The sequence below is a fragment of the Nostoc sp. EspVER01 genome (assembly GCF_034530635.1).
GTDB lineage: Bacteria > Cyanobacteriota > Cyanobacteriia > Cyanobacteriales > Nostocaceae > Nostoc.
On sequence record NZ_JAVRCS010000004.1, the window covers coordinates 87,427 to 108,374 of the forward strand.

15 protein-coding genes and 1 pseudogene are annotated in these 20,948 nt (G+C 41.4%); 8 read left to right on the forward strand and 8 right to left on the reverse strand.

Annotation, left to right across the window (positions count from 1 at the left end; all coding sequences use genetic code 11):
- The first annotated feature begins 244 nt into the window (after positions 1 to 244).
- Both RMX69_RS05170 and RMX69_RS05175 read left to right on the forward strand, forming a co-directional pair.
- Positions 245 to 751: a DUF1993 domain-containing protein gene (locus RMX69_RS05170; protein WP_322636710.1), complete on the forward strand. Its 507-nt coding sequence runs from the start codon at positions 245 to 247 to the stop codon at positions 749 to 751.
- A gap of 324 nt (positions 752 to 1,075) precedes the next feature.
- Positions 1,076 to 1,756: a 2-hydroxychromene-2-carboxylate isomerase gene (locus tag RMX69_RS05175; RefSeq protein WP_322636711.1), complete on the forward strand. Its 681-nt coding sequence runs from the start codon at positions 1,076 to 1,078 to the stop codon at positions 1,754 to 1,756.
- 54 nt (positions 1,757 to 1,810) lie between these two features.
- Here RMX69_RS05175 and RMX69_RS05180 read toward each other — a convergent pair whose 3' ends face one another.
- The 4 genes from RMX69_RS05180 to RMX69_RS05195 form a co-directional block, all read right to left on the reverse strand.
- On the reverse strand, positions 1,811 to 5,014 hold the full coding sequence (locus RMX69_RS05180; RefSeq protein WP_289797779.1) for a GAF domain-containing protein: 3,204 nt from the start codon (positions 5,012 to 5,014) through the stop codon (positions 1,811 to 1,813).
- 766 nt (positions 5,015 to 5,780) lie between these two features.
- Positions 5,781 to 6,017 carry a 50S ribosomal protein L28 gene (rpmB, locus tag RMX69_RS05185; RefSeq protein WP_289797780.1) on the reverse strand — a complete coding sequence of 79 codons (237 nt, stop codon included), beginning with the start codon at positions 6,015 to 6,017 and terminating at the stop codon, positions 5,781 to 5,783.
- A gap of 213 nt (positions 6,018 to 6,230) precedes the next feature.
- Positions 6,231 to 8,216, reverse strand: a complete 1,986-nt coding sequence (gene htpG, locus RMX69_RS05190; RefSeq protein WP_322636712.1) for a molecular chaperone HtpG — start codon at positions 8,214 to 8,216, stop codon at positions 6,231 to 6,233.
- 222 nt (positions 8,217 to 8,438) lie between these two features.
- Positions 8,439 to 9,080 carry a class I SAM-dependent methyltransferase gene (locus RMX69_RS05195; protein ID WP_322636713.1) on the reverse strand — a complete coding sequence of 214 codons (642 nt, stop codon included), beginning with the start codon at positions 9,078 to 9,080 and terminating at the stop codon, positions 8,439 to 8,441.
- A gap of 612 nt (positions 9,081 to 9,692) precedes the next feature.
- Between RMX69_RS05195 and RMX69_RS05200 the strand changes: the two genes are divergently transcribed.
- A complete protein-coding gene (locus RMX69_RS05200) occupies positions 9,693 to 10,073 on the forward strand; it encodes a transposase (RefSeq protein ID WP_322636714.1) in 381 nt (126 codons plus the stop codon).
- A 12-nt stretch (positions 10,074 to 10,085) separates the two neighbouring features.
- Positions 10,086 to 11,225, forward strand: a complete 1,140-nt coding sequence (locus tag RMX69_RS05205) for a hypothetical protein (protein ID WP_322636715.1) — start codon at positions 10,086 to 10,088, stop codon at positions 11,223 to 11,225.
- Positions 11,226 to 11,350: 125 nt separating this feature from the next.
- Here RMX69_RS05205 and RMX69_RS05210 read toward each other — a convergent pair whose 3' ends face one another.
- Entirely contained in the window at positions 11,351 to 11,938 is a 588-nt protein-coding gene (locus tag RMX69_RS05210) for a hypothetical protein (protein ID WP_322636716.1), read from the reverse strand.
- A 376-nt stretch (positions 11,939 to 12,314) separates the two neighbouring features.
- Between RMX69_RS05210 and RMX69_RS05215 the strand changes: the two genes are divergently transcribed.
- A complete protein-coding gene (locus RMX69_RS05215) occupies positions 12,315 to 12,470 on the forward strand; it encodes a UPF0175 family protein (protein ID WP_322636806.1) in 156 nt (51 codons plus the stop codon).
- A gap of 245 nt (positions 12,471 to 12,715) precedes the next feature.
- Here RMX69_RS05215 and metH read toward each other — a convergent pair whose 3' ends face one another.
- Positions 12,716 to 16,243: a methionine synthase gene (gene metH / locus RMX69_RS05220; protein WP_322636717.1), complete on the reverse strand. Its 3,528-nt coding sequence runs from the start codon at positions 16,241 to 16,243 to the stop codon at positions 12,716 to 12,718.
- A gap of 469 nt (positions 16,244 to 16,712) precedes the next feature.
- Between metH and RMX69_RS05225 the strand changes: the two genes are divergently transcribed.
- Both RMX69_RS05225 and RMX69_RS05230 read left to right on the forward strand, forming a co-directional pair.
- Positions 16,713 to 17,183, forward strand: coding sequence for a hypothetical protein (locus RMX69_RS05225; RefSeq protein ID WP_322636718.1), 471 nt, complete (start codon positions 16,713 to 16,715; stop codon positions 17,181 to 17,183).
- A 30-nt stretch (positions 17,184 to 17,213) separates the two neighbouring features.
- Positions 17,214 to 17,636, forward strand: coding sequence for a DUF488 domain-containing protein (locus tag RMX69_RS05230; protein WP_322636719.1), 423 nt, complete (start codon positions 17,214 to 17,216; stop codon positions 17,634 to 17,636).
- A 187-nt stretch (positions 17,637 to 17,823) separates the two neighbouring features.
- Here the strand turns inward: RMX69_RS05230 and RMX69_RS29385 are convergent.
- A pseudogene (locus RMX69_RS29385) lies at positions 17,824 to 18,024 on the reverse strand (homocysteine S-methyltransferase family protein); the annotation flags it as partial.
- A 19-nt stretch (positions 18,025 to 18,043) separates the two neighbouring features.
- Between RMX69_RS29385 and RMX69_RS05240 the strand changes: the two are divergent.
- A complete protein-coding gene (locus RMX69_RS05240) occupies positions 18,044 to 18,622 on the forward strand; it encodes a PEP-CTERM sorting domain-containing protein (protein WP_322636720.1) in 579 nt (192 codons plus the stop codon).
- A gap of 119 nt (positions 18,623 to 18,741) precedes the next feature.
- Here the strand turns inward: RMX69_RS05240 and RMX69_RS05245 are convergent, their stop codons facing one another.
- On the reverse strand, positions 18,742 to 20,829 hold the full coding sequence (locus tag RMX69_RS05245) for a di-heme oxidoredictase family protein (protein ID WP_322636721.1): 2,088 nt from the start codon (positions 20,827 to 20,829) through the stop codon (positions 18,742 to 18,744).
- Positions 20,830 to 20,948: the final 119 nt, after the last annotated feature.

The following is a 20,948-nucleotide window of genomic DNA, read 5'->3' on the forward strand; positions in this document are numbered from 1 at the left end:
TAAGGCATTTGATGGAGCGAGGAGGAGTAATGAGTAAGGAGTAATAAGTAATAAGTTTTTACTCATTACTCATTACTTATTACTTCTCCCCGGCACAAACGCAGGCTTTAAGAGGTGTGGTGAGAAATCCGGGTTTATGTGTAGGGCTTATCCGATGCGATAGATTTAGACTGACCGAATCGCACCACTTATTTCGACAAGACACCAACTATACAAAGATAGAACTTTTTCTGGAGAAATATCAATGAGTATTTCAATGTATCAAGCTTCAGTACCAGTGTTTATTCACACACTGAATAACCTTGTAAGTATTCTTGAAAAAGGTGCTACATACGCAGAAACCAAAAAAATAGATCAGCATGTGTTGCTCAATAGTCGTCTATTCCCAGATATGTTTCCATTGTCAAGACAAGTACAAATTGCCTCTGACATCGCAAAGAGAGGTGCTGCACAATTAGCAGGGGCAGAAGCACCCAAGTTTGAGGACAATGAAACTACATTGCCCGAACTTATTGACCGCGTTCAGAAAACTATCTCTTATTTAGACACATTTAAACCCGAACAAATAGATGGTTCGGAAGATAAAACAATTACCATTACGCAGGGTGACAAGAGCCTATCTTTTGAAGGAATGCCATTTCTCCTATATTTTGTTTTGCCAAACGTTTATTTCCATGTCACAACAACCTATGACATTCTCAGACACTGCGGTGTAGAGCTTGGCAAAAAAGACTTCTTAGGCAAGCGTTAACGCTCCGCAATATAAGAGCGAATTGATTTTCATTCTCCGTATCGGGTGAGCGTATAGCGGCTAAATCGTTGTGTCGCCTGATAAGGGACTTCCAACTAAAAAAATATCCTATCGCTGGGTAGGCAGGGGAGCAGGGAGCAGGGAGCAGGGGGAAGACAACAAAATATTATCTGAGTAAATTGGATAATTTATTTTCTGGAAGTCCCTAATTCCTATTATTGTTATCTAACACAGTGGGGATTGGGGACTCTAATGATTGAATATTGGCTACTGCTGCGATCGCTAATTCGTAATATTATCAATTAGGTAGCTACGGTAGCCAAGATGTCGCAGCGAATCAAAGTATACTCATACTCGATATACCACTCGTCAAATTCATATATTGGTATTGCTCTTGCCGAAAAAGCATTGCAGGGTTTGCCTGTTGATATTAAACGACGACCAATCTACATACCGAAGGAACGAGGTATAAAGGTAGCTGACCTACAAGGACGAAGTGAAAGCACCGTGTTATCGTCGTATCACAAAGAAGATTGTCTGCGATGGGCAAAAAAGTACGGCATTGAAATACGGCTCAAGGAGTTTGAAGAATTTGGTAGGTGGGTTAAGCGCTGGGAGAAAATGAAGTTTGGCCGCGAAGAACTTCCTGCAAGGGCGTATTACGCTGCTTGTGGAACGGGGAAGGAGCATCTGCTTGATGCAGCTTTTTTTCGAGCGACTTACATTGACCAACTTGATGTCAACGATGAGTCTGTGATTAAGAAAGTTGCAAATGATGTTGGGTTGAATGGCGATCGCATTCTTGAGTTAATCTACGGGGAAGCAGCAAAACTTGCAGCAGTGGCAGCTTTGGCAGAATACGAACAATTTGGCTGTCCCGGAGTCCCGACTTGGGTAGTCGAAGGCGAGAGATTTTGGGGAAAGGATCGTGTTGATTGGGTAACAGAAAAGGTAAAACAATTATGTAATACCACTGTTACCAAAACAGTAGTGAGTGCTGAGTAAAAAAGTGATAATTTTTCAGTTTAACTGGTAAAAATCATCACTTTACCTCTTTGCTTATACCTGGTCTAACACCTTGAGTTTAGCTACTGATTTTCTAGCTGCGACCTGACGAATCGGCAACTCAATCACAAACTCTGTACCTTTGCCAAGTTCAGATTGGCAGTATATTTTACCGTTGTGTTTTTCTGTAACTATCTGATAACTGATAGACAGTCCCAAACCTGTACCTTTACCGACAACCTTGGTAGTAAAAAATGGATCGAACAGTCGAGAGAGGACTTTTTCATCTATGCCGAGTCCGTTGTCGGCGATGCGAATGACAATCCAATCTTTATTGAGCAGGGAGGTAGAAATTTGGATTTTGCAGGGGTTTTTTGCCAGTGCTTCAGAAGATTCCTGCGTGGTTCGTTCTTCTAGAGCATCAATGGCATTGGACAGCAAATTCATAAATACCTGATTCAACTGACCGGGATAGCATTCTATTAGAGGTAAAGTACCATAATCTTTGCTCACATGAATGTTGAGGCTATCGGCTGAGGGCTTCAAACGGTTTTGTAAAATCATTAATGTACTGTCGATGCCTTCGTGAATATTTGCTGGTTTGAAGTCAGCTTCGTCTAGGCGCGAGAAGTTCCGCAAAGAGGTGACAATTTCCCGAATGCGTTCAGTACCTACCTGCATGGACTGGAATAATTGAGGTAAATCCTCGACCAAATACTCTATTTCGGCTTTTTTGAAGAACTCTTGGATTTCTGGTGCGGCATTGGGATAATGATGCCAAAAAAGCTGCACGTAGCGAAGCAATTCTTGCGTGTATTGGTGGGCGTGTTCTAAGTTACCGTGAATGAAATTAATCGGGTTATTAATTTCATGGGCAACTCCCGCCACCAGTTGCCCCAAACTGGCCATTTTTTCAGCGTGGATAATTTGCATTTGGGCAGTACGCAGCTCATTCAGTGCTTGAGCGAGTTGATTCGCTTCTTCACGAGTTTGACCCAGTAAACTGGATTGTTGAAATAAGTTGGCTTGACGTAGTGCTACACTGAGTTGAGCTGCCACTTGGGTGACAAATTCCAATTCAGCTTCTTCCCAATGACGTGTATGGGTGCATTGGTGAATGCACAACAACCCCCACAATTCATCCCCTTCCATCAACGGCACAACAATCTGTGCTTTGACTTGGAATCGCTCAATTACATCCAGATGAGGGACTTTGGAGCCAACGCTGTTGACATCAGACATTACTTGCACTTGCCCTTGACGATATTGGGGTGCGTATTGATCGCCGAAGCAATAGTCTTGTACCTTCACAGCAAGGGCAGAATCAAACTTGGGTAAGACATCTTCAGCAATAAATTCACCGCTGCAAAAACCGACATTCGGATCGAAGCGGAAAATGCCAACTCGATCTGTATTTAGCGATCGCCTCACTTCCTGTACTGTAGTCTTAAGGATCGTCTCCAAATCTAAAGATTCCCGAATTTTGACGACCAAATCAAATAAAATCCGGCGCTGTTCAGCCGATTGTTGCAGTTCATCAGCGCGAGTTTGAATTTGAGTCACCATTTGAGAACTTTGCAGTGCTACACCCAGTTGGCTAGCAACCTGTCCTAAAAATTCCACTTCCACACTATCCCACTGGCGCGGTGCAGAATGTTGATAGGCAGCCAGCAATCCCCAGAGATTCCTTCCCACAAAAATTGGGATTAGCGCATAAGCGCGAATCTTAAACTGCTCCAAAATATCGAGGTGACAGCGTGAGTGTCCAGCTTGGTAAATATCCTCTACGGCAAAATTTTCATTGTTGCGATAGCGTCCCCCTTTAGTTTCTTGGAGGTGGGTATCTTCCCAAACGAGATTTTTGCCAAAGGGATTGATGCTATCCCACTGTGCCTCAACCATACCGAAATTACTGACGAATTCGCCACTCCAGTCTTCATTGAAGCGATAAACGCCAACCCGCTCAACTCGCAGCAGTTTACATACTTCTTGGCAAGTGGTTTTTAGGATTAAATCAATATTCAGGGACGAGCGAATTTTACCGACTACTTCAGTTAATGCTCGTTGCCTTGCGATCGCATCTTGTAGGGCAGAAGCCTGTTGTTTCGACTGAGCCAAATTCTCGGCTTGCTGAATCGCTACTCCTAATTGTGCCCCGACCTGTCCCAGAAACTCCACTTCGTAATTTGCCCATTGACGCGGCCCGGAGTGTTGATATGCTGCGATCAGTCCCCATAGTTTTGGGCCGATGAAGATGGGCGCTAAGGTATATGCCCGAATCTTAAATTGCTCCAGAATATCGATATGACAACGCGAGTGTCCGGCTTGGTAGATATCGTTGACAACAAAACTTTCGTTATTGCGGTAGCGTCCACCTTTCGTCTCTTGGAGGTAGGTATCTTCCCAAACGAGATTTTTACCAAAAGGATGGATTCTATTCCACTGTGCTTCTACCATCCCGAATTGGCTGACAAATTCGCCGCTCCAGTCTTCATTGAAGCGGTAAATTGCTGCCCGCTCTAACTTCAGGAGTTTACAGAGTTCTTGACAGGCAGTGTCTAGAATAATTTTGGTATTTACAGACGAGCGAATATTTCCTACTACTTCCGTCAACGCACGTTGCCTTGCGATCGCATCTTGCAGTTCTGCTGTGCGTTGTTTAGTCTGTTCTAAATTTTCTGCTTGCTGCATTGCTAAACCGAGATGGCTGGCAGCTTGGGCAAAGAATTCGACTTCGTGAGGATACCATTGCCGAGGAGCAGAGTGTTGATAAGCTGCCAGCATTCCCCACAATTTTGGCCCGATGAAGATGGGTGCGATCGCATACGCCCGAATCTGAAACTGTTCTAATACTTCAATATGACAACGAGCGTGCCCGGCATCGTAAATGTCAGCTACAGCAAACGGCTCATTTTTGCGATATCGCCCTCCCTGAGTTTCTTGCAAATGCGAATCTTCCCACACCAAATCCTGTCCAAAGGCAGTCAATGCATCCCAAGGATGTTCTGCAAAGCCAAAACGATTGAGAAAACTACCGCTCCAGTCAGTGTTAAAGCGATAGATTGCAACTCGCTCAATCTTCAATTGCCGACAAATATCTTGACAAGAAGTCGAACAGAGGGATTCGATGTTTACAGATGCGCGAATCTTAGCCAGAATCCTCGCCAATATTTTTTGATATTGAACCGTGAGATGTAACTGTTTGTGACACTCTTGCAGGTCTAAGTGGTTCGACGTTTCATAACTGTTCGTTGTCATAAATGTATAAAGAAAATACACTACCTGCTTTCAGTATTCCCTTGTTTATTTGTAATTGCTCAACTAGTCTTGCTTGGTGGATAGTCTTGATTACTTGTCGCTTCCAGTGCGGTTTTTAGTTTCTGGATTTCCTTTCATAGCTAAACTATCAAGGCTTCTGTTTCCTCCTTTGATAGTTGTTCGAGTCCGGGAAGTTTGTGTATTTATTCAGTTAATCTTTATCTCGTCTCCTTGTTAAAAGTGTTGAGCAATTACAAAATCAATTCATAATTAACTTTGGGTATACAGAGGTCTAACTTTAATTATGAAAAATAGAAACCTGGTAAGTATTTTTATTCAGAGATACCGGGATTTATCCGTAGTGTAAAAATTACATAAAGAACTCATATTGATTGCGTCAAAAAGCTCAGTATAACTCAAATAGTCTTCTTGCTCTTGCCTCTTGCCTGCTAAATCAAGTAAATTCTCCAAATCAAAATGAATTTCTATCTTTCTCTCTGACTGCCAACAGAATTCAAAATAGACCTCTTGCAAAAATATATTTTTCCAAGAGAGGGAAAAGGGTAAAGGTTAAATGGGAAGGATTTTGAGTTTCTTTACCCTTTTCCCCTTCACCTTTACCCCGACTTTTGCAAGAAGTCTAATTAGAGAGCCTACCTGCTACTAAAGGTGTAATAAACACTAGTGGCGCACAGCTAGCTGTGCGCCACTACGAATCACCTATATTCCAACCTAAGAAAGTTTCGGGTTATAAAATCCAGATTACTTAGTAATGATTCAGGTTAATCCCAGCTGCTTTTGCCATTGCTTCTAACCCATTAATTTGTAGGGTTTTAATTGCTTTGGTAGACAACTTTAGTCTTACCCAGCGATTTCCGCCTTCCCACCAAACACGCTTGTCTTGCAGATTAGCGTGCTGAAGGCGTTTTGTACGGCGGTGGGAGTGAGAAACAGAAAAAGCGTTATTTGCCTTCTTACCAGTTAGTTCACAGCGACGGGACATAGCTACTATCTCCAGATTGTTATTTTAATACAGCCTTTCCATTTTAGGTCTTAGGCAGCAGAAGTGGGGAGATGAGGGAGATGAGGGAGCAGGGGAGGTAGGGGAGGCAGGGGAGGCAGGGGAGCAGAGGAGAAGTTACACTAAGTTTTTCCCCTCTGCCCTCATCCCCTCTGCCACTCTGCCTCTTTTCAATGTCCAATGCTCCACTCAGCACTATTTACTCGCTTGTTCTGTCAGCTTGGTGAGTACTTCATTTGATCGCTCGACGAAGGATTTCATTCCCTCAGCGTCAAATCCTTTCTGAGACATCAGCGCTAAATCGTAGACGTGTTGGCAAATCAAGTTGACTAACTGATTTGTAGACGATTCACCATCACCTTGAATGATACTACCTTGGTTCAGATTTGCCAGATTTTGAATGAGCGGGTGAGCAGTATTCACCAACAAAATGTGGTCTTCGGGAAACTCTGCTGTTCCCTGCTGCATCATGGCGCTCATTTCTCGCAGCCGGCGGAGAATCTCTGGTAAAAGCACGATCGCAGGTGGTGTACCATGAGGATCGTCTGATTTCAACGCTTCAGTACGGATGTTGAGTTTGGGTTTGTTGAGAGATTTCTCAAATAACTCTTTGATTGTCTCACTCCGGGTTTTGTTCGTCTTGGGATCGACAATTTCCTTATCTTTATCTTGTTCCAGCAGGGTATTATCTAAATCTGAGTCTACCCGCGTAAACTTGACATCCTGATATTCCCGCTCTAGGAAGTTAATAAAGTGGGTGTCGATGAAGGAGTCCATAAACAGGACTTCCAAACCTTGATTTTTGTGCAGTTCTATGTATGTAGTTTGGGTTGTTTCATCAGTGCTGTAGAAAACCCGGTTTTCGTTACGTTCTTTGTTCCGTTCTAGATACTCTTTCAGCGTAGTATAGGGAGCTATGGGAGTTGAGTCAGAACTGGGTGAAGGAGTGACATCTTGCCAAGCATCGCCGTCTGAAGACTGGACTTCAACCACTGGTGTTTCAGCAGCAACTTTTTCTGTCAGCTTGGCGGTGGTGCGGAAGACGATGATATCTTCGATTTGTTTTTTGAATTTCTCGTCGTTGAGAACGCCGAATTTTACGAAAGTGCCAAGATCCTTCCACGCACTAATGTACTGTTCACGATTATCGCGGAAAAGTTCTTTGAGGCGATCGCCTACTTTTTTGGCAATGTAATCACCAATTCGCTTCACGGTGCGATCGCCTTGTAAGGCACTGCGCGATACGTTCAGGGGAATATCGGTACTATCAATCACACCCCGCATCGGCATCAGGAATTGCGGGATAATTTCTTCGCAGTTGTCGCTAACGAAAACTTGATTGCAAAATAGCTTGATCTGCCCTTTGGTAACATCTACATCCGGTCGCATTTTGGGAAAATACAAAATCCCGTTGATGATAAAGGGATAGTCTGTATTTAAATGTACCCATAACAGCGGTTCTTCCTGAAAAGGATACAGGTAGCGATAAAACTCTAAATAATCTTCTTGAGTTAAGTTACTTGGAGACTCTCGCCACGGTGCTTTTTGCTTATTTATTACTTCGCCATCGAGTTTAATTGGGACTGGCAAGAAGTCGCAATAAGTCTTGACAAGATTCTTGATTCGTGCTGATTCGAGAAATTCCTCTTCTTCCCCTTGCAGACTGAGAATAATAGTAGTACCGCGAGTTGTCCGGGAAGATTCTTCGAGAGTAAAAGCTGGCGAACCATCACAAGTCCAGTGAACCGCTTGCGCCCCTTCTTGATAAGATAAGGTATCAATCTCTACCTTTTGCGCCACCATGAAGGAAGAGTAGAAACCAAGACCAAAGTGGCCGATTATCGGTTGATCTGATTTGCCTTCATATTTATGAATAAATTCTTCAGCACTAGAGAAGGCAACCTGATTGATATATTTCTTAACTTCATCTGCGGTCATCCCGATACCGTTATCGGAGATGGATAGAGTTTTCTTATCTTTGTCAATGGCAATTTCAATTTCTGGTTCGCCGATATCTCCAGCATAATCGCCGGCGCGGGATACCATTTTTAGCTTTTGGATGGCGTCTACAGCGTTGGATACCAGTTCCCGCAAGAAGATTTGGTGGTCTGAGTAAAGCGACTTCTTAATGATCGGGAAAATATTCTCAGTATGAATACTGATAGTGCCTTGTTCTAGCATAATTGGTAATTTTCGATGTTAGTATCTGAAATGATGATAGTAGGTAATACAACCTAGCCATCTGTTTTCCAGGATAAACCCGGAGAACATAGAAGGGTATGATACCAATTAGGATTTTAAAAGCATAACTTAGGCGATCGCACCTTTTTTGAGCATTGTTTGCCGCCATTTTCTGATTCGGATTCCCCTACTTCCGACTCTCCACTCCCCACAGATTGCTGTTTAAGTATTACTAAAATTCTTCTCCAACACTAAAAAATAATGGTATGGATAACTGGGATCGATAAATTCTTGCTTAACAGTTAACCCAGCTTTGGCAACAGAGTTTAAAATCCGCGTTTTCGGATAACCTTTTAAACCCATTTCCCAGCAGTGTTCGTCACAGACTGGCGTTGTACTCCAGAATTTTGGCACATTGAATAGTAAATGCCTTGGTCTGCCTGAGAAAGAGGTTTTCACCTGAAACGAGAGGTACTGAGTGCAATAGGGAATCGAAATCACCAAAAATTTCTTGGTTGCAATGGCAAGTTTTCTCAATGCTTCTTCCGACTGTTCGTAAGGGAAGTGTTCCAGAACTTGAAACAGGACAATTGCATCAAATTTATCTTTTGGTAAGGAAAAATCTGTAGTCAAATCCAAAATTATTTCTGGTTTGAGGCTGGGGTCAACATCAGCAGTGGAGACGTTGTATCCATTATTCTTCAAGATGTCTGTTAACAGAGAATTAAAAATCCCAATTTCCAGAACGTTTTTTACCTGATTACCCAGCGAAAAAATTAGACGCAACTGGTGATGATAACTAATGAGGCGATTTTTTGATAAATATTCTGAATTTCTAATATCTAACGAGGTGATGAGTTGCATAAATAAGCCTACCTAAGCTGAGAGATTAATAAATTTGGTGGGTATACAACTACAGGATTCCCGTAAAAATCAGCAAAGTAACATCTGAACCTCTCTCCAAACCTCTCTCCTTGTAGGAGAGAGGCTTTGAATCTTACTCCCCTTCTTCTCCTACAAGGAGAGGGTTAGAGAGAGGTAGAGAACAGGTTAGGGGGATTTTCCAGGGCAAAATATCACTAACACCAAGCGTATTGCTTTAACGAGTAGGATTCTACGCGCTAAAGTATTTTGTGATTAGTTCTCTGAATCATATATATGGGGAGCTAGACTTTCAAAGTCCCTCTCTCAGATATGGGAGAGGGATTTAGGGTGAGGGCGAAAACTACGGTTCTCAACTTGGATGAGGTTTAATTAACGCAACATAATAATACGTCAAATGTAAGGTGCGTGAGACAAAAAGCCTCACGCACCTTTGTGTAAAACAGAAAATACTCACGTATCAGTACGTTTGATTTTAGATGGGTTTTGAGAGTTTTGTGTAGTTTGTGGCTGATTTCCTGATGTGATGGCGATTTTTTCTGTATGGCTTGGGCTATTGTCCCCCAATCGCCCAAAATCAGGAGTATCGCCCTCATGCTTGAGACTCATGAAGAGTGTCTTGTTTGTCTGGAAAAAATTCGCTGGAATGGGACGCCAATCTGTCCATACTGTGGTTCAGTTAAAGCAACACAGTATAAGAACGAACAGAGATACCGTTGTAATAGTTGCTTTACTTCGTATAGTGTTACGGTTGGTACTATTTTTCATAAAACTCATGTGAATTTACACAAATGGTTTCGAGCTATCTTGCTGCTTTGCAAGGTAAATCGTGACATTAGTGTTCGCAAACTTGCTCAGGAAATTCAGGTCAACCGAGCAACCGCATCTCGGATTGTTAATCAAGTGCTAAACGTGCCTCCTGAGCAAGTAGAGATTTTAAAAGAAATTGTTCGCGTTTTTGAAAAGTCAATGTGAGGTGCATCAAAAATGTCGCAATCTCCAAAAGATAAGACGGTAGTAGCATGGCAAGAAGCACTCAAAGTTTCTATATGTGTGTTCATTCCGGCTTTTGTGCTTATGGTAGTAGCTTCCTTTTTATTTAACCCTGCTCAAGTGAATATGTTCAAAGCTTTGCAAAGAGAGCAGGTAGAGAAAGAAGTAAAAAAGCAATTGGGTGAGGAAATCAAAAAACAGGTACAAGAGGAAGTTAAGAGTCAGGTAGCGGCGGAACGATCCAAAATATTCGATGGACAAAAAGCTCTGTTGAATCTTGATAAAGAATCTCCTTTAGGAAGAACCTATATTAGTGGAGAAATCAACAAACAGGTTAAGGAGGAGGCGGAGAAAGTAGCAAAAGATGAAATCAGTCAAGCAAAGGGAGATTTATTTGGTCAGATTACTTTTCCCGTAATATTTACCATAGCCTCAATATTTGCAGCTTTTGCAGTTAAGGATATTCTTACAGAAGTTTTAAAGGAGCAAGAACGGGACAGAATTAAGAGAGATATCGAAACAAATTTGAGAAATGATTTGAAAAGTGAGATAGTGCCAAAACTTGTTGATAAGGAAAATAAAAATACTACCAAAAAACTTCAGGAAATTGAAGGATATGTAAACTGGTTAGAACATCAGATATTGAATATTATCATCACTGAAGTTATAGATGAACTTAAGAAAAATAATGTATCGGAAATCAACCGAGAATTTTCATTAGCAATTAAAAAACTTAGCGATAGATCAATAGCTACTTTAGACAAGTCTTCTGTTAAATTTAGTAAAGGATATTTTCAACAAATTAAAGTTTGTGAAGATTCAGTTCTCAATTTTCAACTTAAAAGTACTGCATTGAATAAAGACTCAAAAAATACTCTCACTTCAATTTTTGATAACTCTAGACAGAAAGGAAGTGAGCAGGAAGAATTTTACGAAGGTGAAAGCATTTTTCAAGCACAAATGGGACTACTTATAATCACACTGCGTAAGCTAGTAATAGCAGGACAAGATTCTAGTGAAGTAACAAATCTTATTAATAAAGTTTTTCAAGAAATCACAACAGATCCAGTTGCTAAACAGCAAGAAAATCTGACAATCGTTCATGAACTGGAAGAAGATGGAGTTCAACCATAACCTTTAAATCCTTAACTTGTGAGTAGTTCTAATCATTTTGGAGATAAAGTTCTAGATGGTGCTTGGAACTCTACTCCATCTTCACGTGTAATTCAGTCTGCGATAGCTGATTCTTACCTTGTTATTTATGGAGAAAGTATATCTCTATTAGCCTGTTCGTAGTACTCTGCTAACTTACTTGCCATTTGTCTTTTTTTTTCATCTTTATCTTTTTTGGCTTGTTCTTTTTTTTTCTTGACTTTACGCTTTAAAAAGCTACTTGTATTTTCAAGTATCTGTTTGATAGAAATTTTATCGCGAATTTTCTTCTCGTCACAGAAAGATTTCAAATCATTCCTCAAATCAACAATATATTTTCCAGCACCTTCTGCATATTCTAAATCAGTACTAGCATGATATTCTATAATTTCCTGTAACCCATTTGCAAGTGAGAGATATATTTCATTTTGCTCAGGCTTATCATCCCATTTCTGTTTGATAGCGTTGTAGATATTGTCAAACTTTTTCTGCACTATAACCATGAGTTGTTCTCTCTGTTGCATTCTTACTCGTATTACGCTGATTCCCCAATCAATAATTGAGTGATCCTCTAGTGGAAGTTTTGCTTTTTGGCTTTCTAATTTCTCTAAAATATCTTTCAACTTTACCTCCGTTAAATTTTCTATCTGAGTAAGTTTTTGTCGGAGTATTTCAATCAATAATCGTTTGTTCATAAAGTACTTTCCCTTGCATAGAAAAGCTGTACCGCTAACTATGCCAATTCACTAGTTCTTATGCACTACTTGGGTGCTAAATTATTTTAAAAATGTGAAATAACTAGTTTTTGATGGGCGATCAATGAGCTACCCTAAAAATTATGACTGGTGAGATAATCCTGCGATGAGTGTCATAATTTCAGACGAAATCTTGCAAGCATCTGGGCTTACTAAGAGTAAGTTTCGCCAAGAGATTGCACTATACCTGTTCCAAACAGATCGCTTAAGAGACTTCCAAATAAAAAAATATCCAATTAACTCTTGTGGGGTGGGCGTCTCGCCCGCCCTATAGACTGGGCGGGCAGGATGCCCACCCCACAATATTGGATAATTTATTTCTTGGAGTTCCCTAACCTTAAGCTATGCCAGCCAACTAGCGGATATGCAACCAAACGACTTTCGCCAACTCCTTAAGCAGCGAAATGTCCCTCTCTATCCCTATGACGAATGGTTAATTATTGAAGACCAAGTTTTAATGGTTATTAGTTAGCGTAGGCGCAGCCCGCCGTAGGCATCGCTTGATAATACTTACTCTAAATAATTGATAAACTCTTACTATTTGAATTGCCAAAAAATAAAATTAGAATAACTCCTAATCATACCACAAAATATTTATGAGAGAGTTATAACCTATATATGATAAGAATTAAACCCCCCGATCAATTGGGGGGTTGGGGGAATCTTCCAGGGCAAAATATCACTAACACCAAGCGTATTGGGTTAACGAGTAGGATTCTACGCGCTAAAGTATTTGGCTAACGGGTGATAGGTAATAATCGCAGTGGTAGACTGTTCTGGATAAAGTTGTTCGCTTTCATCCATATACAAGTTAATCCTGTCAGTCTGCAATAACTCCAGTTGCTTGTACTGATCCTGAATATTTGGACAAGCTGGATACCCAAAACTATATCGTGAGCCACGATAGCGTTGTGCCAATATATCCCGAATATTGTCGGGTTCCTCAGCAGTAAAACCTAACTCACGACGAATTCTGGCGTGTGTCCATTCAGCTACAGCTTCCGCTACCTGCACCGCCATGCCGTGGAAATACAGATAATCGGTGTATTGATTGGCAGCAAACAGCTTTTGGGCAAACTCTGTGGCAATTTCCCCTACAGTCACCGCTTGCATTGGGAAGACATCAATAATTCCCGACTCCTTTGGTGCAAAGAAATCTGCTATGCACAGCCGTCTTAAAGACTTTTGTCTGGGAAACTCGAAAGTTGCAATCTGTTGTGATTGGTTTTCTGAGTCATATATATGTAGAGAATTGCCCTCAGATTGACAAGGGAAATACCCATAAATCACTTGGGGATGCAACAGATTTTCTTCGATAATTCGCTGTTTCCAACTTTCTAAAATTGGGTAAACTTTCTCAGCTAAGAAAGCCTGATATTCCTCCTTAGATTGTTCCTTTGGTTTGCGGAATTGCCACTGTCCAGCAATTAAAGCTTGTAAATCCAAGTGCCAGAATATTTCCTCAATGGGAATATCGCTAGGCTGCAACAATTTCGTTCCCCAGAAAGGTGGGGTGGGACGTTCAATATCTACAGCCACAGCTTCAGAACGTCTTGTATCTACTACTTTTGGTTCAGCAGATGTTTCTTCAGCAGTTGTAGCTTTTGGTTCTTTGTAACCATTTGTCGAAACTTCAGCAGTTTCCACTTCATTCAAAAATCCCTGCAAATCTTCCCAGTTATTAGTTGCCTTTGCTGGCATTAATTTATCCATGAAGTGCAAGTCAGAAAAGGCATCTTTGCCATAAACGACTTTACCTTTATAGGTATTTTGGCAATCTTCATAGACAAATTTAGGAGTCAGCGCCGCACCACCTAAAATTACAGGGACACTAATTCCCTTTTCGTTAAATACCTCCAAGTTCTCTTTCATGAAGGCGGTGGATTTCACCAGCAAACCACTCATGGCAATACAATCAGGTTTGTGCTGTTCGTAAGCGTTGATGATGTTTTCTACTGGCTGCTTAATTCCCAGGTTAATCACCTTGTAACCATTGTTGGACAAGATAATATCCACCAAGTTTTTACCAATATCGTGGACATCGCCTTTGACTGTGGCAATGATAAAGGTTCCCTTGGCATTGTTGCCTGATTCTGATTTTTCCATGAACGGTTCGAGAAATGCTACCGCCGCCTTCATGGTTTCCGCAGATTGCAGAACAAAGGGTAGCTGCATTTGTCCAGAACCGAATAATTCCCCGACAACTTTCATGCCATCTAGCAAGAAGGTGTTGATAATCTCCAAGGGGGGATGTTCTTCTAAGGCTTTTTTCAGATGTTCTTCTAAACCAATGCGTTCGCCGTCGATGATATGGCGTTTGAGACGTTCGGGGATGGGGAGACTTTCATCTAAGGAGCGATCGCGTTTAGTTGTTACCCCGGCAAACGCTGTGGTAAGCTCTCCCAAGGGATCGTAAACGCAAACATTACCCTCAAACTTCCGCTCATCATAAATCAACTGCCGACAAATTTCTTGATGGCGTTCTTCAATCTTCGAGAGTGGTAAAATCTTGTTAGCGCTAACAATGGCCGCATCCATTCCCGCCGTCGTCGCTTCGTGCAAAAACACTGAGTTTAGAACCATCCGTGAGGCTGGAGTTAAACCAAAGGAAATATTGGAAACACCCAAAATCACATGACATCCAGGCAATCCTTCACGAATGCGCCGGATAGATTCAATGGTGGCTTTACCATTTTCTCGGTCTTCTTCAATCCCGGTGGAAATTGGTAACGCTAGGGTATCAAAGAATATTTCTGTGGGTGGTATGCCGTATTCTACAGCTTGGCGGTATGCGCGTTGGGCGATCGCAAACTTTTTGTCTGCTGTCCGCGCCATCCCATCTTCATCGATAGTACCAATGACTACACCAGCACCGTATTTTTTCGCTAACTCCAGCACCTTCAAAAAGCGCGGTTCCCCATCTTCGTAGTTGGTGGAGTTCAGCAAACACTTACCACCGGCAACCTTTAAACCCGCCTCCATTTTTTCCCATTCGGTGGAGTCAAGCATTAAAGGCAGTGTGACATTATTAACAATGCGCGAAACTAATTCGTGCATATCCCGCACACCGTCACGTCCCACGTAATCGACGTTGACATCGAGGATGTGTGCGCCTTCTTTAACTTGCGCCCGCGCCATTGAAACGAGTCCATCCCAATCTTCGGCATTTAGCAAATCGCGGCACTTTTTGGAACCACTGGCGTTGAGACGTTCGCCAACAATCAAGAAGGAATTATCTTGATCGTAGGGCTGAGTGGTGTAAATTGATGCTGCTGCTGGTTCTAAACTTGGCTGTCTAACTTTTGGCTTCAGACCTTTAGCGACTTCTGCCAATTGTTGAATGTGTTCTGGACGCGTCCCACAGCAACCCCCGATCACTTGGACACCCAAATCTTCAACAAAATGCATCAGCGACATCCGTAATTCTAACGGTGTCAGGCGGTAGTGCGCTTGACCGCCGACGTTCTCAGGTAAACCCGCGTTGGGAATACAGGAAACAATGAAAGGTGAATGTTCTGACAGATACTTGATATGTGGTTTCATCAAGTCTGGGCCAGTGGCACAGTTTAGACCGAGAATATCTATTGGGTAAGGTTCCAAAATTGTCAGCACAGCACTGATTTCTGAACCAACCAACATTGTGCCCATGCTTTCCATTGTCACAGACACCATCAACGGTCTGCGATCGCCTTTTTTGGCAAACACTTCTTCAATGGCATTCAGCGCCGCTTTAATTTGCAGCACATCTTGGCAAGTTTCCACCAGAAATAAATCCACACCACCATCCCACAGCGCCTCTGCTTGTTCAGCAAAAGTCGCTTTCATGGTGTCAAAGTCAATATGTCCCAAGGTTGGGAGTTTCGTTGTCGGGCCGATAGAACCTGCCACAAACCGGGGTTTTTCTGGCGTGGAAAATTCCGCAGCCACACGCTTCGCCAATTCTGCGGCTGTCTTGCTGAGGTAATAAGCTTGGTCTGCCAAGTCATATTCCGCCAGCACTAAGGACGTACTACCAAAGGTATCGGTTTCAATCACATCAGCACCAGCAGCGAGAAAGTCGCGGTGAACCTTAGCGACTGCTTCGGGTTTGGTATGGACTAGGTATTCGTTGCAACCTTCATACTGTGCGCCGCCGAAGTCTTCAGCGGTGAGGTTTTGGGTTTGTAAGTTGGTTCCCATCGCCCCGTCGAATACGAGGACTGGGCTATCTGGACTACGCAGGCGTTCAAGGAAAGAATGAGTCATATTTTCCGAGAAGAATTTGGGTTAGTCGTATAATATTCGACTTACTTTATTATTTTCCAAAATTTTGAGAGTTTCGGCAGTATGTAGTGGAAAAGTTTTGATACTATACTGAAATTGCTAATGTATCTATAATATCACTGTAAATAATAAACTAGTTCATAAAATAGAGGTTGTTCTATGGAAAGAAGGAAAATTTTAATTGCAAATTAGTACCAAATATCAATAAACAGTCTGTACCGCAGGAGTTTTATTAGATGATGACGAGAAACCAGTTCAGTGGATTCGCATTTATCCCATTCGTTTCCGTCAATTAGATTTTGATAAGCGTTATCCAAGATGGTCAATTATAAGTGCTAAAATAGAAAAAAATGACAAAGATTATAGAGAAGAAAGTTTTCGTATAGATGATTCTTCGATAGAAGTAATACGAAAAATTGATACTCGCAAAAACTGGGAAGAGCGAAAAGCCTTGGTTCTGCCGCTAGAATTCAAATCTATTCGGGAGATTAAAGAACAAGGTAAGTCTCTCGGTATTATTAAACCACAAACTATAAAAAAATACTTCTGTAACGAGACAGAACGAGAATGGAACCCAAAACAGCAAGGAATCTTGGATCAACTAGACTTGTTTGAGCCTTCAGTGCAGTTAGATAAAATCCCTTACAATTTTGGTTACGAGTTTATTTCTCAAGATGGAGATAAGCATCGTTGTACAATAAGCGATTGGGAAATTCAACAACTTTATAGAAATTGTCGATATAGATCAAATGAAACAAGTATGGAAAATAAAGAAAAGGAGGCTTTAGAAAAAGTACGCCAGAAACTAGAAGACGAGTTTTTAAACAAAAAAGATTTATACTTTATCATGGGAAACCTAAAAACTCAAAAAAATAGCTTTATGATTATTGGGATATTTTACCCACCATTAATAAAAATGTAATATTAAAAGTTGATTGTTCCAGGAATTAAAATGAAAGTTAAAGATATTGCTAAAACAAGATGTATACTTACTTTTGGATATGGCAATCGCAAAGACTACGATGCCTTCTTGGAATACCTACAAAAGTTTGATGTGGAATGTGTTGTTGATGTCAGGATGGTTCCTCGTGCTTGGAGTCGTAAATGGTACGGCGACAAAATTAAAATATTCTGTGAATTGAATAATATTGAGTATATTTCTAAAACCGCTTTAGGTAATACATCTGGGAAGGAAAATTGGATTCCAGTAAATCAAGAAGAAGCAGATATAGCTCTACATGAAATTGCACAAATTGCTCAAACGGGTAATGTTTTACTGTTGTGCGCTGAAATGAACCCGAATCGCTGTCATCGGAAAGAAGTTGCTGATTGCTTGGGAAACCTGGTATCAATGCCTGTTAAACATTTAGAGTAGTCAACTACAATTTTTCAATACTTAGGGAAGAGTGCTTAGTACATCTTATCTCAGAAGAGGCGATTGCCTGTAGCGTTGGTGATGTCGCAACTACGCCTGTCGTAGACATCGCAATTATAAAGCGATCGTAGTCGTAGGGTGTGTTAGCGCAAAAACGTAACACACCCTTTGTTACTCGTGAATGACAGTAGTCAGCTTGACTGCCGAGGTTCTCAGGTAAACCCGCGTTGGGAATATAGGAAACGATGAAAGGTGAATGTTCTGCCAAATACTTGATATGTGGTTTCATCAAGTCTCGGCTAGTAGCGCAGTTTAGACGGAGAATATCTATTAGGTAATGTTCCAGAATTGTCAGCACAGCACTGATTTTTGAACCTACCAACATTGTTTTTCAGGAGAATTATCTGATGAAATTAGTCACAAAGCTTGGTATTGCTGCCGCTAGTGCTGTTATAGGTATCACTGTTGTCAGTGCATCTTCTGCGGCGCAAGCTGTACAACTATTTGATTTTCAGTACTCTTTTCCCAGTTATGAAGGAAATAGTACAATTTCCGCTAGCGGCATCGTTACCACCGATGATCTAGATCCGATAAAAAACAATTACACAATCACAGGAATAACTGGTACAAGGACAGCCCAAGGGATTACTGAAACAATCATGGGGTTGCTCTCACCAGGTACATACGGAACCAATGATAATCTGTTGAATGGGAGTACACCACTGTTAACCCAGAACGGTTTTTCTTACCTAGTTTCTGGAAGCGGGGAAGATGGAAATGGCAATGTTAACGTATTTTATAGTAGTTTCGACGAAGGATATTCAGAGCTTTCAAGCAATGTAGATTATGGCAGCTTTAGTGTCATACCACGCCCAGTTCCCGAACCCTACACAGTAAGTGGCTCATTGGTTGCTGTTGGTTTTGGCTGGTGGACGAAGCGAAAGCAAGCAGTAATTTCCCAGAAAAAGCTTCTTAAGATCGGATAACCTGTTCCAAATCTAGTTTGCATATCTAAGATTTAATCAAAGTCTTGTAGGGTAGGCAGAGTCTTACCCACCCTAATTATACCAGTTTAAGGTAGAACAGCTTATCAGCCGTAGCTTGATTAAAAGCTTCCAGGATTGTCATCAAGTGCCAGCAAGAAATTAACTAGGTCTGCTTGCTGATTGGAATTAAACCCAGCCTGTCTATCTACATAGAAGTCATGACCTGTGCCATCAAGGTTACTACGCACTAAACTAGGGTTAGCTTTGTTGGCTTTTATAACTAAGGCACGAAGATTGCGATCGACCAAGGCACGCAAGCTGCTAGCTGGATCGGCAGGTATACCCTGACTAAGAGTGCCAGATAGCCCTAAGCCAGTCTTATCAACTACCGTAAAACTACCATTTGAGTAAAATTTCAAGCTTCCTGCCCTTACTGCTGCACCACCATCGTGCAAATATGGTGCGTTTACATAAAGACCACGTAACGTAGTCGTTTTGTAACCGCCTTTGGGCAATATTCCTTTGGGTAAAGTTGTGGGAGTATCAGATATACCCTGCGTTGGTACATTCAGCACTTCAGCATTAGCAGGTATGGGAACGGGAGTATTAAAAGTGTATAGCTTGGGTGCTACTAACAATTTATTCAGCCCCAAGCGAGACTGGGCACGGGCTGGGTTAGTACGAATTTCATCAAGTGGATGAATTTTGTTGTCGGTGAAGAAGGGTGGAATATGGCAAGTTGCACAATTAGCTTTCTCAAATACTTTTGCACCACGCTTAACAGAATTGCTGGTCAAGGCTTGCCAGTTTTCTGAAGTCTGGTTGGCGGGTGGTACTAAGCTATTTTGGAAAGCAGACATAGCATTGTTAGCAAATAAGAAAGTGCCGCTAGCAATATCTTCAGGCTTTCCAGTATTTGGGCTGAAAACTAAACCGTTGTAAGTAAACAAACTGGGACGCAGGTTTGGGTAAGTTCCTGTGCCAGGAGTAGGAATTTGGTCTTCTAATTCTGCTTGTATAGGATTCGGTAGGATTTTCCGCAGCCATTCAGAGGGTTTTACTATAACTCCTTCTGGTAAACGTAGGCTCTTAACGGCAGCATTTTGCAGTAATGTACCAATATAAACTTCTGGATCAATACCAAGAGTATCTGCACTGATTTGAGCGGCTGCGAACAGATTGACTTCTGAAGAGTGAACGCTGTTAGTCAGAGCGCTGAGTCCAGCAAACGGGCCAACAGCTGCTTCTCCTGATGCTGCATAAGGATGATTTTTAAAGGTGAAGAGACTGGGAATTTTAGTACTGTCTCTAATACCATCCGGTGAACTCTCGAAAAAACCGAAAGGTACATCTAACACAGCATCATCAAAGGCATCTTCTAACTTCTTTGGATCGGGTAGTTCTACTTTATTGCCTTTGCTGTCAATAATAGTCTTACCCTTGCCTTTGTATTGTGGATCTAATGGGTTGAAGTTTAACCGCGCAAACCCTGCGGCTGTATTTGGTGCTAAGGCAATCAACAAAGGGATTGCGAGTTCCCCATTAGATGTTCCTGGAATGATTTTACTATTGGAAAGAGTTGCATGACAAAGGGCACAGGTAATGTCGCCGTTAGGTTTTAATCCTAGTGCAACACCCTGTCTTGCTGGAACTTTTAAACCTGTATTAACTACAGTCCCTTTAGGAAAAGTTCGGCTACCTAAGGTTAAATTCTTCTGGAGAGTAATTTTTAGGTTTGTCGTTGGCTGACCTTGCAAACTAGCGATCGCTACACCTATTTCATCAGATATTTTATTTAATCCCTGTGCAAAACCAAATACTCCTTGGAAACCAAGTGTGTCTCCAATCTTACGGTTGAAGAATATATTTTCACCTTGCGCTATTAATTCCTGAGTAATTTTAACTGCCCCTACCCGTTGATAGGAAATGGGGTCATTAGAATTGAGTCCCTTATTTGCAACTACTCTTGCTGCTTCTTGAGGACTCAGCAGTTTGCCGAAATAGTCGTAATAGCCTAGCGGTTGAGTAGGAGCAGGTTGCAAAAGGTCAATCTTAGCTAAAGCTGTCTGGCTCGTCATCAACCAATTTGATAACAAAATGCCAAAAACACTAATGATAAAAACGCAGATTAATAAGAAAATTTTGGTTTTTGAACCATACAATATCCTAACAACACGAGTCTTAGGGTTGTTGTTTTTTTGTTTCATAGTGAGGTGTTGACTAAAAAAATATGATATGTCAGTAGGTATATCACAGTCTTACGTAAGTATATATAATAAAGTGTTTAAGTTTTGTATCAAATTGATGGCTAGTTTAGTTTCTTATA

Excerpts from the sequence above, each read along its gene's own strand:
- RMX69_RS05170 (WP_322636710.1), top strand. The coding sequence starts at position 245 with ATGAGTATTTCAATGTATCAAGCTTCAGTACCAGTGTTTATTCACACA.
- RMX69_RS05175 (WP_322636711.1), top strand. The coding sequence starts at position 1,076 with ATGTCGCAGCGAATCAAAGTATACTCATACTCGATATACCACTCGTCA.
- RMX69_RS05180 (WP_289797779.1), bottom strand. The coding sequence starts at position 5,014 with ATGACAACGAACAGTTATGAAACGTCGAACCACTTAGACCTGCAAGAG.
- rpmB (WP_289797780.1), bottom strand. The coding sequence starts at position 6,017 with ATGTCCCGTCGCTGTGAACTAACTGGTAAGAAGGCAAATAACGCTTTT.
- htpG (WP_322636712.1), bottom strand. The coding sequence starts at position 8,216 with ATGCTAGAACAAGGCACTATCAGTATTCATACTGAGAATATTTTCCCG.
- RMX69_RS05195 (WP_322636713.1), bottom strand. The coding sequence starts at position 9,080 with ATGCAACTCATCACCTCGTTAGATATTAGAAATTCAGAATATTTATCA.
- RMX69_RS05200 (WP_322636714.1), top strand. The coding sequence starts at position 9,693 with ATGCTTGAGACTCATGAAGAGTGTCTTGTTTGTCTGGAAAAAATTCGC.
- RMX69_RS05205 (WP_322636715.1), top strand. The coding sequence starts at position 10,086 with ATGTCGCAATCTCCAAAAGATAAGACGGTAGTAGCATGGCAAGAAGCA.
- RMX69_RS05210 (WP_322636716.1), bottom strand. The coding sequence starts at position 11,938 with ATGAACAAACGATTATTGATTGAAATACTCCGACAAAAACTTACTCAG.
- metH (WP_322636717.1), bottom strand. The coding sequence starts at position 16,243 with ATGACTCATTCTTTCCTTGAACGCCTGCGTAGTCCAGATAGCCCAGTC.
- RMX69_RS05230 (WP_322636719.1), top strand. The coding sequence starts at position 17,214 with ATGAAAGTTAAAGATATTGCTAAAACAAGATGTATACTTACTTTTGGA.
- RMX69_RS05240 (WP_322636720.1), top strand. The coding sequence starts at position 18,044 with ATGAAATTAGTCACAAAGCTTGGTATTGCTGCCGCTAGTGCTGTTATA.
- RMX69_RS05245 (WP_322636721.1), bottom strand. The coding sequence starts at position 20,829 with ATGAAACAAAAAAACAACAACCCTAAGACTCGTGTTGTTAGGATATTG.